Origin of the sequence: Streptomyces sp. NPDC051018, from assembly GCF_044456085.1 — a bacterium.
Taxonomy (GTDB): domain Bacteria; phylum Actinomycetota; class Actinomycetes; order Streptomycetales; family Streptomycetaceae; genus Streptomyces.
On record NZ_JBITFN010000004.1, the window covers coordinates 14,151 to 29,359 of the forward strand.

At 69.9% G+C, this 15,209-nt stretch carries 13 protein-coding genes and 1 pseudogene; 12 read left to right on the forward strand and 2 right to left on the reverse strand.

The features are described 5' to 3' along the window. Positions 1–16: 16 nt before the first annotated feature. From ACIBCM_RS08940 to hpaD, 11 genes and pseudogenes are all read left to right on the forward strand, one after another. Positions 17–1,210, forward strand: coding sequence for a cytochrome P450 (locus ACIBCM_RS08940; protein ID WP_399241302.1), 1,194 nt, complete (start codon positions 17–19; stop codon positions 1,208–1,210). Continuing rightward, positions 1,207–1,545 carry a bifunctional 3-phenylpropionate/cinnamic acid dioxygenase ferredoxin subunit gene (locus ACIBCM_RS08945; RefSeq protein ID WP_399241303.1) on the forward strand — a complete coding sequence of 113 codons (339 nt, stop codon included), beginning with the start codon at positions 1,207–1,209 and terminating at the stop codon, positions 1,543–1,545. The genes ACIBCM_RS08940 and ACIBCM_RS08945 overlap by 4 nt, the downstream gene beginning before the upstream one ends. Beyond that, complete coding sequence (locus ACIBCM_RS08950; protein WP_399241304.1) at positions 1,542–2,765, forward strand: NAD(P)/FAD-dependent oxidoreductase; 1,224 nt, start codon at positions 1,542–1,544, stop codon at positions 2,763–2,765. Before ACIBCM_RS08945 ends, ACIBCM_RS08950 begins: the two co-directional genes overlap by 4 nt. After that, positions 2,755–3,840 (forward strand): S-(hydroxymethyl)mycothiol dehydrogenase, encoded by a 1,086-nt coding sequence (locus ACIBCM_RS08955; protein WP_399241305.1) that lies wholly within the window; start codon positions 2,755–2,757, stop codon positions 3,838–3,840. The genes ACIBCM_RS08950 and ACIBCM_RS08955 overlap by 11 nt, the downstream gene beginning before the upstream one ends. Continuing rightward, a pseudogene (locus ACIBCM_RS08960) lies at positions 3,837–4,465 on the forward strand (MBL fold metallo-hydrolase); the annotation flags it as partial. The gene ACIBCM_RS08955 and the pseudogene ACIBCM_RS08960, both read left to right, overlap by 4 nt. 224 nt (positions 4,466–4,689) lie before the next feature. Further along, positions 4,690–5,193, forward strand: coding sequence for a flavin reductase family protein (locus tag ACIBCM_RS08965; RefSeq protein WP_399241306.1), 504 nt, complete (start codon positions 4,690–4,692; stop codon positions 5,191–5,193). Positions 5,194–5,226: 33 nt separating this feature from the next. Next, a complete protein-coding gene (hpaB, locus tag ACIBCM_RS08970) occupies positions 5,227–6,678 on the forward strand; it encodes a 4-hydroxyphenylacetate 3-monooxygenase, oxygenase component (protein ID WP_399241307.1) in 1,452 nt (483 codons plus the stop codon). Next, positions 6,678–8,126, forward strand: a complete 1,449-nt coding sequence (locus ACIBCM_RS08975) for a fumarylacetoacetate hydrolase family protein (protein WP_399241308.1) — start codon at positions 6,678–6,680, stop codon at positions 8,124–8,126. The genes hpaB and ACIBCM_RS08975 overlap by 1 nt, the downstream gene beginning before the upstream one ends. Continuing rightward, a complete protein-coding gene (dapA, locus tag ACIBCM_RS08980) occupies positions 8,123–9,055 on the forward strand; it encodes a 4-hydroxy-tetrahydrodipicolinate synthase (protein ID WP_399241309.1) in 933 nt (310 codons plus the stop codon). Before ACIBCM_RS08975 ends, dapA begins: the two co-directional genes overlap by 4 nt. Then, on the forward strand, positions 9,052–10,536 hold the full coding sequence (gene hpaE, locus ACIBCM_RS08985; protein WP_399241310.1) for a 5-carboxymethyl-2-hydroxymuconate semialdehyde dehydrogenase: 1,485 nt from the start codon (positions 9,052–9,054) through the stop codon (positions 10,534–10,536). The genes dapA and hpaE overlap by 4 nt, the downstream gene beginning before the upstream one ends. After that, on the forward strand, positions 10,536–11,540 hold the full coding sequence (gene hpaD / locus ACIBCM_RS08990) for a 3,4-dihydroxyphenylacetate 2,3-dioxygenase (protein WP_399241311.1): 1,005 nt from the start codon (positions 10,536–10,538) through the stop codon (positions 11,538–11,540). Before hpaE ends, hpaD begins: the two co-directional genes overlap by 1 nt. An 860-nt stretch (positions 11,541–12,400) precedes the next feature. Here hpaD and ACIBCM_RS08995 read toward each other — a convergent pair. Continuing rightward, a complete protein-coding gene (locus ACIBCM_RS08995; protein ID WP_399241312.1) occupies positions 12,401–12,538 on the reverse strand; it encodes a hypothetical protein in 138 nt (45 codons plus the stop codon). Between the two features lie 167 nt (positions 12,539–12,705). Then, positions 12,706–13,473, reverse strand: coding sequence for an IclR family transcriptional regulator (locus ACIBCM_RS09000; protein ID WP_399241313.1), 768 nt, complete (start codon positions 13,471–13,473; stop codon positions 12,706–12,708). 139 nt (positions 13,474–13,612) lie between these two features. On the opposite strand from ACIBCM_RS09000, the gene hutH reads away from it, so the two are divergent. Then, entirely contained in the window at positions 13,613–15,148 is a 1,536-nt protein-coding gene (gene hutH / locus ACIBCM_RS09005; protein WP_399241314.1) for a histidine ammonia-lyase, read from the forward strand. The last annotated feature ends 61 nt before the right edge of the window (positions 15,149–15,209 follow it).

The window sequence follows — 15,209 nt, forward strand, 5'->3', positions numbered from 1 at the left end:
CCTGTGAGGAGTCTCCATGCCCGTCGCACGGAATCTCATCAGCAAGGACCTCCACTCCGACCCGTACCCCGTCTACCGCGAGCTCAGGGACCATGAACCCTGGGCCTGGTCGGACGGGCTCGGCATGTGGCTCGTCAGTCGCTACGAGGACGTCGTCTTCGTCGACGAGCACCCCGAGATCTTCACCGCCCACCAGAAGAACTCCCTCGCCGAACGCACCATGGGCCTGGTCATGATCCGTACCGACGGCGACGCCCACCGCAGGCTGCGCTCCTCGGTGGACGGCCCGCTGAAACGCCGCAACGTGCGTCAGCAGTGGTCGGCGGGTCTCACCTCCAGCGCCACACAGCTCGCCGAGCGGCTGGCGGAGACGCCGGAGTTCGATCTGGTGAAGGACTTCGCGGCGCCGTTCGCCGCTCAGGCGCTGATGACGACCACGGGGCTTGCCGGCGTGACCACCAAGCAGGTGGTCGAGTGGTCGGGTGCCTTCATCGCGGGCCTGGCCAACCACGAGAACTCCCCGGTGGTCTGGGAGCGTGCCGGACGCGCCAGGGCCGAGGTGGGGGAACGAGTCCGCCAGGCCGTCGCCCGGGTGAAGGCCACACCGGACCACACCGTGATCTCCGCGATGGTGCATGCCGACATCGCCGAACCGCTGACGGACGAGGAGATCGCCACCCAGGTGCGCCTGATGATCTCCGGTGGTTTCAACGAACCCTGGCACGCACTGGCCACCCTGGTCTGGCAGCTGTGTGCACGGGTGGAACTGCGCGACCGCGTCCTGGCCGACCCGGATGCCCTGGACGCGGCCATCGAGGAGACCATGCGCTGGCTCAGCCCCATCGGAGCCTTCCCACGGCAGCTCGCCGTCGACCACACGGCCGGGGACGTGACCCTGCGGGCGGGCGACAAACTGCTCGCACTCGCTGCGTCGGCCAACCGGGACGAGCGGAAGTTCGCCGACCCGGACACCTTCGACATCGACCGTCCCGATCTGCCCGATCACCTCGCGTTCTCGCTGGGCGCCCACTACTGCCTCGGCACCTATCTGGCACGCGAGCAACTGCGCACCGCAGTGCCCGCGCTGTTCACCTCCCTCACCGGATTGCGCGTCACCCGCACGCCGAACCTGGTCGGCTGGATGTTCCGCGGACCGGAGTCGGTCGACATGCGTCACGACGTCCGACGCGCGAAGGGAGCGGACCGGTGATCAAGCTCTGCCCCGTCGAGGACCTCACCCCCGGCACCGTCACTCGCATTTCCCTGCCCGGCCTGCCGGTTCCCCTGGCGCTCGTCCAGGTCGGCGAACGCATCTTCTGCGTCGACGACATCTGCTCCCACGAGACGGCCTCACTCTCGGACGGCTGGCTGGACGGCCATGAGATCGAATGCCCGCTGCACGAGTCACGCTTCGATCTGCGCACCGGCAAACCCGACTGTCCGCCTGCCCGGCGCCCCATCCGTACGCATGCCGTCCAGGTGGTCGACGGCATGGTGTCCGTCGACGAGGCGTCGGTGGCGGTGACCGTGGAGCCGACGCGATGACCACGATCGCCGTCGTCGGTATCGGACTGGCCGGTGTCAGGGCCGCCGAGACCCTCCGTGCCGGAGGCTACGACGGACGTCTTGTGCTGGTCGGCGAGGAAACAGTGGAGCCCTATGACCGGCCTCCGCTGTCCAAACAGGTGCTGTCGGGCGAGCGTGACCTCCGGGACATAGCGCTGACCGACGAGGACTCCCGTGCCGCACTCGACGCCGAATGGCTGCTCGGTGTGCGCGCCACCGCGCTCGATCCGGTCTCACGGACGCTCTCTCTCGCCGACGGCCGGAGCCTGTCGGCGGACGGTGTCGTCATCGCGACGGGAGCCCGCGCCCGCAGGCTTCCCGGGATGCCGGACATGGGCGCGGTGCACACCCTGCGCACCCTCGACGACGCACATCGACTGCGCGCGGACCTGTCCCGACCAGGCCGGGTCGTCGTGGTGGGGGGCGGGTTCATCGGCGCGGAAGTGGCCTCCTCGGCGCGCGGCCTCGGGCACGAGGTCACCGTCGTCGAGTGCGAACCAATGCCTCTGGCACGCCAGTTGGGGCCGGCTGCGGCTGAGATCCTGTGCCGTCTGCACAGGGACCACGGGGTCGCACTGGTGACCGGTGTGGGTGTCACGGGCCTCCTGGGCGAGGACTCGGTGCGGGCGGTGGTGTTGTCCGACGGCCGCCTGCTGCCCGCGGACGTGGTGGTCGTCGGGGTGGGCGCCGTGCCCAACACCGAATGGCTGGCGGGTTCCGGGGTCGCCTGTGACAACGGCGTACTCACGGACGAGTGGTGCCGCACCACCGTGCCAGGAGTTGTCGCGGCGGGCGACGCGGCCGCCTACCGCTGCCGTGGCGGACGTCTGCGCATCGAGCACTGGACCAACGCGCGCGACATGCCGGTCACCGCGGCCGGATCGCTGGTGGCCGGGTTTCAGGGACAGGACCCCGCGGCACAGCCGGCCCACGATCCGCTGCCCTATGTGTGGTCCGACCAGTACGGCGTCCGCCTCCAGATCGCGGGCCGGCCCGCGGCCGGTGACGTACTCGAGCTCGTTTCGGGCTCGTTCGACGACAGCTTCGCGGCCGTGTACCGAAACGCCGGGGAGATCTCCGGGGTGCTCGCCGTCGACAGCGCCAGGGAGTTCGGGCGGCTGCGGCGGGATCTCCGCAGCGCCTGGGTGTCCCGTCCTGTTCAGAAGTCCTACGGAAGGAACAACGGACATGCCTCATGAGGTGAGGGGTGTTGTGGCCCGGTACGAGGGCGGACCCGTGTCGGTGGAGACCATCCTGGTGCCCGACCCGGGGCCGGGCGAGGCATTGGTGCAGGTGCAGGCCTGCGGGGTGTGCCACACCGATCTGCACTACCGGCAGGGGGTCATAGGCGACGACTTCCCCTTTCTGCTCGGCCACGAGGCCGCCGGAGTGATCGAAGCGGTCGGTGAGGGCGTCACCGACGTCGCCGCCGGCGACTTCGTGATCCTGAACTGGAGGGCGGTGTGCGGGGATTGCCGTGCCTGCCGACGCGGAGAACCCTGGTACTGCTTCGATACGCACAACGCACGGCAGCAGATGACACTCGTCGGGGAAGGCACCGCGCTGTCGCCAGCGCTCGGTATCGGCGCCTTCGCGGAGAAGACACTCGTGGCCGCCGGCCAGTGCACCAAGGTCCCCCGGGTCCGCCCCGAAGCGGCCGGCCTTCTCGGCTGCGGCGTCATGGCGGGTCTCGGAGCCGCGCTCAACACCGCCGCGGTCACCCGCGGCCAGAGCGTCGCCGTGATCGGCTGCGGCGGGGTCGGTGACGCGGCGATCGCCGGCGCCCGCCTCGCCGGCGCAGGCAGGATCATCGCAGTGGACATCGACGACCGCAAGCTGGCTCTGGCCGAGACCTTCGGCGCCACACACACGGTCAACTCCCGTACGACCGACCCGGTAGCGGCGGTACGAGGGCTGACCGGCGGGGTCGGGGCCGATGTCGTGATCGATGCCGTGGGGCGCCCGGAGACCTATCTTCAGGCCTTCCACGCCCGGGACCTGGCCGGCGTCGTGGTACTGGTCGGCGTACCGGCCCCCGACGCGAAGGTGGAGCTTCCGCTGCTGGACGTCTTCGGCCGTGGCGGTTCGCTGAAGTCCTCCTGGTACGGCGACTGCCTGCCCTCCAGGGACTTCCCTATGCTGGTCGATCTGTACCAGCAGGGGCGGCTGGACCTGGACGCCTTCGTCACCGAGACGATCGCCCTCGACGAAGTGGAGAACGCATTCGAGAAGATGCACTCGGGTGAGGTGCTGCGGTCCGTGGTGGTGTTCTGAGCGACCGCAGGGTCGAACACGTAGTCACAGCCGGCGCATTCCGCCCCGACGACGGCTCCTGGGAGGTGGACGACAACGTCTGGATCACCGGGAACGACGAGGAAGCCGTGGTCATCGACGCCTCCCACGACCCGGATGTGATCGCGCGGCCGTCGGCGACCGGCGGTTGACTGCGATCGTGCGCACGCACGCGCACAACGACCGCATCAACGCCGCTCCGGCACCCGCCGATCGCACCGGCGCGCCTGTCCCGCTCCATCTGGACGACCGCCTCCTGTGGCAGCGGACCCACCCGGACAGAGCCCCGGACGGCTTCCCTTGCCGACCGCCGTCGGTTCACCGCCGCCGGTACGGAGCTCATCGTGCTGCACACTCCGGGCCATAGTCCGGGGTCCAACTGCCTGTAGCGCCGGACCTGGACCCCGTCGTCACGGGCGACACGCTCTTCGCCGGCGGTCCGGGCGCCACGGGCGCTCATTCTCGTACTTCCCCACCGTCATCCGGTCGATCCGCCGTGAACTTCCGCCGCTCCCGCCGGACACCTGGGTACGCCCCGGGCACGGGCAGACCACGACCGCCGGGGCCGATGCTCCACATCCGGAGTCGTGGGATCCGTCGCGGCCACCGAGGTCCGAGGCCATCGCCGCCGGGCGGTGGGGCCGTGGGGAAATCTCCGCTCCAGGGCTTCCCAGGAGCAGCCTTCACAGGTACCGTCCCCATATAATCAAAGCTTTGATTATATGTCTTGGCCTGCATCTCGGCAGATTCGTCCCACGCCTGCCGGGGCAGCGCCCCACCTGCTCGCCAGTGAGAAGACCCGGCCGGCGATTGGCTCAAGGAGTTCTCCGCATGTCACAGGCACTCGCCCCTCCCAGCCCCGGCCCTCTGCGCGCCTGTATGTCCCGGTTCGCCACCGGCGTCACCGTCGTGACATACGCAGGTGACGACGGCCCCCGGGGCGCGACCATGAACTCCTTCACATCCGTTTCAGCGGACCCCCCGCTGGTACTGGTCAGCGTCGCCCGGCGGGCCCGCTGCCACGACCAACTGCTCGACCGCCCCTTCTGCGTCAACATCCTCGGCGCCGAGCAGGAGCCACTGGCACGCCTGTTCGCCGGGGCGGCGGGCACCACAGAGCCCCACTGGGCAGCCGGAGCCCGGGTGCCTCGCCTCGCGAACCCCCTGGCCTGGGTGGAGTGCGAGCCGTGGCGTACGCACGACGGCGGCGACCACACCCTCGTCATCGGCCGGGTCACCGACCTCGGCCACCGCGACGGCGACGCCCTCACCTATGCCTGGAGCCGCTTCGGCACCGCGGCCGAGTCCACCGACGGCATCGAGCACCTCATCTGACCCCGATCACCCTCACTCTCCAGGAGAGCCCCCATGGCCGCACGCACCGGCAAGGAATTCCTCCAGCGACTGTCCGCTTCCCGCCCCACCGTCCACATCCAGGGCGAGACCCTCACCGGAGGCATCCAGAACCACCCCGCCTTCCGCAACGTCGTCCAGACCTACGCCGAGCTGTACGACCTCCAGCACTCGGACGAACACAAGGACGTCCTCACCTACACCTCTCCCACCTCCGGCGAGCCCGTCGGCACCTCCTTCCTCACCCCGAAGACCGCGGGCGATCTGGCCAAGCGCCGCGCGGCGTTCAAAGTGTGGGCCGATCACAGCAACGGCATGCTCGGCCGCACCGGCGACTACATGAACAGCTCGCTGATGGCCCTCGCCTCCGCCGCCGACTGGTTCGCCCAGGTCAACCCCGCGTTCGGCGAGAACATCCGCCGCTACTACGAAAAGGTCCGCGAAGAGGACCTGCTGTGCACCCACACCCTCATCCCGCCGCAGGTCAATCGAGCCGTGGCCGGCACTCAGCAGGCCGGGGGCAAACTCGCGGCCCGGATCGTGAAGGAGGACGACAACGGTGTCGTCATCCGCGGTGCACGCATGCTCGCAACCATCGCGCCCTTCGCGGACGAGATGCTGGTGTTCCCGTCCACCGTGCTGCGGGGCACCCCCGAGGACAAGCCGTACTCCTACGCCTTCGCCATCCGAAACGACACCCCGGGCCTGCGCTACATCGCCCGCGAGCCGCTGGACTACGACCGCCCCCGCCATGACCACCCCCTGGCTTCCCGCTTCGAGGAGTCGGACTGTGTGGTCGTCTTCGACGATGTACATGTGCCCTACGAGCGCTGCTTCGCCCTCGGCGACGCGGAGCTGTGCAACGGCTTCTACTCGCAGACGTCGTCCGTGGTGCACATGACCCATCAGGTCGTGACCCGCACGACGGCGAAGACCGAGTACGTCCTGGGCCTGGTGTCGCTGCTGACAGAGGCCATCGGCATCGAGCAGTTCCAGCACGTCCAGGAGGACATCGCCGAGATCATCGCCACGCTGGAGATGCTGCGGGCCTTCCTGCGCGCGGCCGAGGCGGACGCCGAGGTCAACGAGCACGGAGTGCTCACCCCGGCCTGGGCTCCGCTGAACGCGGCCCGCAACCTGTACCCCAAGCTCTACCAGCGTTTCCCGCAGATCCTGCGCAAACTCGGCGCCTCCGGCCTGATGGCCACCCCGACCGAACTCGACATCACCGGTCCGGCCGCCGCCGACATCGAGGCATATCTGCAGTCCGCCACCCTGTCCGGCCCGGAGCGGGTCAAGCTCTTCCGCCTGGTGTGGGACACCTGTATCTCCGCCTTCTCCAGCCGCCAGGCTCTGTACGAGTACTACTTCTTCGGCGACCCGGTGCGGATGGCAGGTGCCTACGTGAAGAGCTTCGACCGCGAGCCGTACAAGGCCAGGGTGCAGGCGTTCCTGGAGCGTTCCTGATGACACACCCGCTCGGGAACCCTCCGACGAAGATCGTCGCGGTTCATCTCAACTACCCCAGCCGGGCCAGGGAACGCGGACGGGTGCCCGCACAGCCGTCGTACTTCCTCAAGCCGCCGTCCTCCCTCGCGGGCACCAAGGAGGCCATCGTCCGTCCGGCCGGCTGCGAACTCCTCGGCTTCGAAGGCGAGATCGCGCTCGTCATCGGCTCACGCGCGCAGCGTGTGGCACCGGAGGACGGTTGGTCGTACGTCCGCTGGGTGACGGCCGCCAACGACGCCGGGGTCTACGACCTGCGCCACGCCGACCGCGGTTCCAACCTCCGTTCCAAGGGCGGCGACGGCTTCACACCGATCGGGCCGCGCCTGCTGGACGCCCGTCGGCTCGACCCGGCCGCGCTGCGGCTCAGGACCTGGGTGAACGGCGAACTCGTCCAGGACGACACCACCGAAACGCTTCTGTTCCCCTTCGGCCGACTGATCGCCGACCTGTCCCGGCTGGTCACGCTGGAGCCCGGAGACGTCATCCTCACCGGCACCCCGGCGGGCGCGTCGGTCGCCCGTCCCGGTGACCTCGTCGAGGTCGAAGTCACCTCCGGAGAGTTGTCGACCGGGCGGTTGCGCAACCCGATCGCCGGCGGGCCCGCCTTGGAGGCGTACGGCGCGATGCCGAAGGCCGACGCGGCCGAGCGCGAGGCCGCGTACGGGGCCTCGTACGTTCCCGAGCCGCTGCTGGACAAGCGGATCGAGGACGGCCTGCGCTCGGTCGCCGTCGCCACCCTCAGCGCACAACTCCGGGCTCGCGGACTGCCGCACATGTCCATCGACGGCGTCCGCCCCACGCTGCCGGACCACACCATGGTCGGCACAGCCCACACCCTGCGCTACCTGCCACTGCGTGAAGACCTCTTCAAGAAGTACGGCACCGGCATGAACGCCCAGAAGCGGGCGATCGAGGAACTGAGGCCCGGCCAGGTTCTGGTCATGGACGCCCGCGGCGACACCTCCGCAGGGACTCTCGGGGACATCCTCGCGCTCCGCGCCCAGAAGCGCGGCGCGGCAGGGGTCGTCACCGACGGCGGCCTGCGCGACAGCGGCACGGTCGCTGCGCTCGGCCTGCCCGTCTACCACGGCGGGACGCACCCGTCCGTGCTCGGCCGCCGCCACGTCCCGTGGGACACGGGAGTGCCCGTCGCCTGCGGCGGTGCCCTGGTACAGCCCGGAGACCTGATCGTCGGCGATGCGGACGGCGTGGTCGTCGTACCGCCCGAGCTGGCCGGGGACCTGATCACCGACTGCCGGGAACAGGAGCTGCGGGAGCGCTTCATCACGGAGCAGGTGGCCGCCGGACACGGTGTCGACGGACTGTATCCCCTCGGCCCCCGCTGGAGCGAACTGTACGAGACATGGCGTCGCGGCCTCGGCCCCTCGCAAGGAGAATCCACATGAAGTTCCGCACCGATCCGTCCACCGTCCGAGGATCCATCGCCCCGGTCGTCACCCCGTTCACTGCCGAAGGCGCCGTCGACCACGACAGCCTGCGTTCACTCATCCGCTTCCAGCTGGAGTCCGGCTCGCACGGCATCTCGCTCGGCGGATCCACCGGTGAGCCCAGCGCACAGAGCACCGCCGAGCGGATCGCGGCCATGCGTACGGCGGTCGAGGAGATCGGCGACCGGGTGCCGTTCCTGCCCGGCACCGGCTCGCACAAGCTGGGGGAGACCCTGGAGCTGACCGCCGCCGCTCAGGAGCTGGGAGCCGACGCGGCCCTGGTGATCACCCCCTACTACGCGCGCCCTACCCAGGAGGCGCTGTACCAGTGGTACGCCACAGTGGCCCGGGAGTTCCCCGATCTGCCGGTCATCGCGTACAACGTGCCCTCCCGTACGGCCGTCGACATCGCCCCGCAGACGGTCAAGCGCCTGTTCACCGACTTCGACAACTTCGTCGGGATCAAGGAGACCACCAAGGACTTCGAACACTTCTCCCGGGTGCTGCACGCCTGCGGCCCATCGCTGCTGGTGTGGTCCGGTATCGAGCTGCTCTGCCTGCCGCTGCTGGCCCTGGGCGGGGCCGGCTTCGTCAGTGCGGTGTCCAACCTGGCGCCCGGTGCGGTGGCGCGGATGTACGAACTGTGGGAGACCGGGGACCTCGCCGGCGCGCGGGACCTGCACTACCGCCTGCACCCGCTGGTCGACCTGCTGTTCGTGGAGACCAACCCGGCACCGGCGAAGTGGGTACTGGCCCAGCAGGGGCGGATCGCGTCGGCTCATGTGAGGGCACCGCTGATCACTCCCACGGCATCCGGCCTCGCCCGTATCCGTGCCCTTCTCACGGAGGGCGGGGACCTGACCCAGCAGATCGGAGCCAACACATGAGCACTGTCCCCGAGAACGTGCCCCCGACCATCAAGCACTGGATCGACGGCCGACTCGCCGACGCGACCGACGGCCGCACCTTCGATGTGACCGACCCGGTCACCAACAGCGCCTACGCGCAGGCCGCCCGCGGCTCGGCGGCCGACGTCCAGCGGGCCGTCACCGCCGCGCGGGCGGCCTTCCCCGAGTGGTCGGCTCTCCCCAACCGCGAGCGCGCGCGCATCCTGTACCGCGTCGCCGATGCGATCGAGGCCCGCCACGACCGGCTTGCCCACTTCGAGTCCTATGATTCAGGGCTGCCGATAACCCAGGCCAAGGGCCAGGCCCGACGTGCCGCCGAGAACTTCCGCTACTTCGCCGACGTCATCGTCGGGCTCGGAGAGGAGGCATTCCGGCAAGGCAGCGAGCAGTTCAGCTACGTGGTCCGCACCCCGGTCGGGGTCGCCGGCCTGATCACCCCGTGGAACACCCCGTTCATGCTGGAGAGCTGGAAGCTGGCCCCCGCGCTCGCCTCCGGCTGCACGCTGATCCTCAAGCCCGCCGAGTGGACTCCCCTGTCGGCCTCGCTCTGGCCGGAGATCCTCACCGAAGCGGGCTTGCCGGCCGGCGCCGTGAACATCGTCCACGGCATCGGTGACGAGGCCGGGCAGGCCCTGGTCGACCACCCGGACGTGCCGCTCGTCTCCTTCACCGGCTCGACCGAAACAGGCCGCCACATCATCAGCTCCTCGGCCAAGCACCTGAAGACCACGTCGATGGAACTGGGCGGCAAGTCTCCCGTTGTCGTCTTCGCCGACGCCGATGTCGAAGCCGCCCTGGACTCCGTTGTCTTCGGAGTCTTCTCACTCAACGGCGAACGCTGCACCGCCGGTTCGCGTGTCCTGGTCGAGCGCCCCCTGTACGAGGAGTTCACCAACCGCCTGGCGGAACGAGCCGGGCGCGTCAAGGTCGGCCTCCCGTCCGACCCCACCACCGAGGTCGGGGCGCTGGTCCACACAGAGCACTACGAGCGCGTCATGGACTACGTCGAGATCGGCAAGCAGGAGGCCCGGTTGGTGGCGGGCGGTGCACGCCCCGACCATCTCACGGAGGGCAACTACCTCCAGCCGACCGTCTTTGCCGACGCCGAGCGCAACCATCGCATCTTCCAGGAGGAGATCTTCGGCCCCGTCGTGGCGGTTGCGCCTTTCGATCACGAGACCGAGGCGGTCGAGCTGGCCAATGCCACCCAGTACGGCCTGGCCGCGTACATCTGGACGTCCGACCTCAAGCGCGGCCACCGCATGGCCCACGCCGTCGAGTCCGGCATGGTCTGGATCAACTCACACAATGTCCGTGACCTGCGCACCCCATTCGGCGGCGTCAAGGCATCCGGCGTCGGCCGCGAGGGCGGTGCCCACAGCATCGACTTCTACTCCGAGTCGAAGACAGTCCATGTCGCTCTCGCCGATGTCCACACCCCTCGATTCGGAGCCGCCTGATGCCTGCCGCACCCGCACCCGACGTGGTCCGCTCCGCCTACGCCCAACTGGTCGTCACCGACCTGGCCAGGGCCCGCTGGTTCTGGGTGGACATGCTCGGTTTCTACGTCCAGTACGAGGACGCCCACTCCCTCTACCTGCGCGGGACCGACGAGCTGACCCATCACTCCCTGGTACTGCGCAAGGGCGGGACCGCCGCTCTCGACCACATCTCCTACCGCGTCCGCACGCCCGAGGACGTCGACAGGGCGGAGAGGTTCTTCACCCGGCTCGGCCGTCCCGTCAAGCGGCTGAGGAAGGGCGAGGGCACCCAAGGCGTGGGCGATGCCGTGCGCGTCGTCGACCCGCTCGGATTCCCGGTGGAGTTCTTCCACGAGATCGACCGTGCCGAGCGCCTCATCCAGCGCTACGACCTACGGCACGGCGCGGAGATCGCCCGCCTGGACCATTTCAACATCTGCACCCCGGACATCCCGGCCGCGTACGCCCACTACAGGTCCCTCGGCTTCGGCTGCTCCGAAACCATCGAAGGGGATGAGCACGAGCTGTACGCAGCCTGGATGTACCGCAAACAGACCGTCCACGACGTGGCCTTCACCGGTGGCGCGGGCCCCCGGCTGCACCACCTCGGGGTGGCCACGCACGAATCCCACCAGGTCCTGCGCACTGCTGACATCTTCGGCGCGCTGCGCCAGGAGAAGCACATTGAGCGCGGGCCCGGCCGACACGGTGTCTCCAACGCGTTCTACGTCTATCTGCGCGACCCGGACGGCCACCGCGTGGAGATCTACACCTCCGACTACTACACCGGCGATCCCGACCACGAGACGTACCGGTGGAACGTCCACGACGACCGCCGGCGCGACTTCTGGGGCAACGCGGTGATCGAGTCCTGGTACAAGGAAGCGACCCCGGTCCTCGCTCTCGACGGCACCCTCCAACCGGTGAGCGACGCCCTGCTGGACGAGTCCGCCATCCAGGTCGGCGCCGACGGGCTCGGCTGACGCCGGCGTGGCGGGCACCGCGCACCATGCGCTGCCCGCCACGACGCGGCCTTGCCGGGTGTGACCCTGATACGTGCCGGCGAGGAGTCGGTCTCGCAGCCCTGAAGTGCCCGGCCCGCCACCCGCTCGCATCGGACTCATGGGTGACGTTGTTGTCCACACCTGTTCTTCGTGGGTCCCGGGTGTGAGTGCGCTCTCGGCGGCACGCGGGAGCGCGTGCCCGCGGCCGGCGCCTCCCGCGAACTCGGTCCGCCCTGTCAGGCGCGGGTCGTGGGAGCGCAGCGGTGCCAAGTACGCCGCCCACCGCTCGGCGTCGCCCCGTCCTTCCAGACCCGTGTTTCAGCAGGTCAGGCAGGGTGGGTGCGATGGCATCTGTATGTCAGATGTCCCGGAAGAGGCCAGCCAGGTCTGTGACCTGCTGCGTTTGCTGGCTTCAGGCTGCTGACCTGCGCAAACAGTCTTTCGGCTCTTTCACGGCCATGCCCGTTGATCCAGCCGGAAGTCCCAGAAAAGTCCCAGAGAGATCCCACCGCCCACGGTCACCCTTTCTGCTCTATGCAGAGTGTGGGTGTGCGGTGTGGGCTGGTCCGTGTGTATCGGTGGTCTGCCCTGAACGATCGGCAACGTGTCCTGCTGGAAAGCCTCGCGGCCGGAGAAGAACCCCATGCCTGGGTGCCGGGTGAATGGCCCTCGGTGTATGCCCTGCGCGACCGTGGTCTCCTGAAGATCAGCCGCGATGGTGGTGCCGTGCATACGGGGGTCACCGAGGCCGGCAGGCTCTACCTTCACCAAGGCCATCATCCCGACGACCCGGCGTTTGCGGACGGAGTCGTCCCGATACCCCCATACAAGTCGGCGGTTCATCTGGGATCGTCCCAGGCAATGGTGACCGACAGGGGCACGAACGCGGTGCCCTGACCGGCCTCGCGCTCGTCCTCGTCGGCCCGCTCTCGCCACTCGCCCGTCCAGCCCCGTCTGAGCACCCGGACACGTGACACCGCAGGCAGGGCGGACCGGCTTCGGTCCCGCCTCAAACGGTGGGGCACCTGCCGGACGGTGACGGACGGCGCGTGGGGTCTGCCCGGTCCGGCCGTGGTGAGACCGCTCGGACCGCGCCGGGGGAGAGGCCCGCCCAGTGGTACGCCGGCTTGCCGCCGGTGGCCGGTCACCCCGTGGTGACGCCGCCCACTCGGCGGGTCAGCTCCCGCGCCGTCTGCGCCACATGGCCCGCGATCCGGTCGCGTTCCGACGCGTCGGCCGCGTCGTCCGGGAAGGTGACGGAGACGCCGGCGATCGGATGGGCGTGGTGATCCCGCACGGACGCGGCGACGGAGGAGAGGCCGGGGGTGACCTCACCTTCCTCCGTCGCGTATCCCCGGCGTCGCACCTGAGCCAGCAGTCCTCGCAGCGCGGTCAGCGACGCGGGCCCGACGCCGTGCCGCAGCACGAAGGCGGACCGGTCCGGGAAGATCGCCCGTACCTGCGCGGGAGGCAGCAGCGCCAGCACCGCCCGGCCGCTCGCGGTCAGGTGAGCCGGCAACCGCACCCCGACCTCGCTGACGAGCGGTGCCCGGCCCGGCGCGCGCTCCTCGATGACGTAGATGACCTCCCGGCCGTGCAGCACGGCGAGGTTCGCGCTGTGCCCGGTGCGGTCGACAAGCGTGGCCAGCGGTGCCCGCGCCAGACGCTGAAACGGCGCCTGACGCTCGTAGCCCGAGGCCAGTTCGAAGGCGCTGACGCCGAGACCGTAGCGCCGTTCCTCGGGCAGATGGACCACGAAGCCGTCCGCCGCGAGAGTATCGAGCAGGTGGTACGTCGTCGAGCGCGGCAGGCCGACGTCGCGGCTGATGACGGCCGCCGGTACAGGAGCCGCCTGCCGCGCCAGATAGCGCAGCACCGCGAGCACCTGCGCGGCGGCGGGGACGATGCTCATAGGGCGAGCGTAGACCAGTGAGAACGTGAACCTTGTGTCTGGTATCCCAGACGAGAGCATCACCGATTGTCTGAGATGCCAGACACTAACGGCTCATGACCCCTCGCATACCTGGGTCTAGCTGCGGCTTCATGGGTTCATGACCGTTGTTGTTGGTGTCGGCGCGCTCTCCGCCGACGAAGTCGTGTCCGTTGCCCGCCTCGGGACCCCGGTGGTCCTCGCCCCCGACGCGCTGAAGGAGATCGCCCGCAGTCGTGAGATCGTCCAGGCCCTGGCCGACGACGCCAAGCCCCACTACGGCGTCTCCACCGGTTTCGGCGCGCTGGCCACCCGCCACATCCCCGCCGAGCTGCGCGCCCAGCTCCAGCGCAGCCTGGTGCGTTCGCACGCGGCGGGCTCGGGACCCGAGGTGGAGCGTGAAGTCGTCCGCGCCCTGATGCTGCTGCGGCTCTCCACCCTCGCCACGGGCCGTACGGGCGTACGGACGCAGACCGCGGAGGCGTACGCCGCGCTGCTGAACGCCGGCCTCACCCCGGTCGTCCACGAATACGGCTCGCTCGGCTGCTCCGGCGACCTCGCCCCCCTCGCGCACTGCGCGCTCGCCGTCATGGGCGAGGGTGAGGTCCGCACCGCCGACGGTGTGCGCAAACCCGCCGCCGAGGCGCTCGCCGAGGCGGGCATCACCCCCGTCGTCCTGGAGGAGAAGGAGGGTCTCGCCCTCATCAACGGCACCGACGGCATGCTCGGCATGCTTGTCCTCGCCGCTCACGACCTGCGCCGCCTGCTGCGTACGGCCGACATCGCCGCCGCGATGAGCGTCGAGGGGCAGCTCGGCACCGACGCCGTGTTCGCCGCGGACCTCCAGGCGCTGCGCCCGCACCCGGGCCAGGCGGACAGCGCCGGCAACCTGTGCTCCCTGCTCGCGGGTTCGGCGATCGTCGCCAGCCACAGGGGGCCCGAGTGCACCCGTGTCCAGGACGCGTACTCACTGCGCTGCACGCCGCAGGTCCACGGCACCGCTCGGGACACCCTCGCCCATGCCGAGCTGGTGGCCTCCCGGGAGCTGGCCAGTGCCGTCGACAACCCCGTCGTCACCCTCGACGGCAGGGTGGAGAGCAACGGCAACTTCCACGGCGCCCCGGTCGCCGCCGTGCTCGACTTCCTGGCCATCTCGGTCGCCGACGTCGCCTCGATCTCCGAGCGCCGCACGGACCGGTTCCTCGACCCCGCCCGCAACCGCGGCCTCAACGCCTTCCTCGCCGACGACCCCGGCGTCGACTCCGGCCACATGATCGCGCAGTACACGCAGGCCGCCATCGTCTCCGAGCTCAAGCGGCTCGCCGTGCCGGCCTCCACCGACTCGATCCCCTCCAGCGCCATGCAGGAGGACCACGTCTCCATGGGCTGGTCCGCCGCCCGCAAGCTGCGCCGCGCCCTTGACGGGCTCGGTCGCGTCCTCGCCGTGGAGCTGTACACCGCCGCCCGCGCTCTCGACCTGCGGGCCCCGCTGTCCCCGGCGCCGGCCACGGCGGCGGTGCGCGACGGGCTGCGCGAGACGGTCGACGGCCCCGGCACCGACCGCTGGCTCGCCCCCGAGATCGAGGCGACCGTCCAGTACGTCGTCTCCGGCCGCGCTGTGGCCACGGCGCAATCGGTCACCGGCCCGCTGGTCTGACACGCCCGTCGTCCCACCCCCTCCCGGGCCCCCGGCGGCCCGGGAGGGGCCGCCGTCCCGC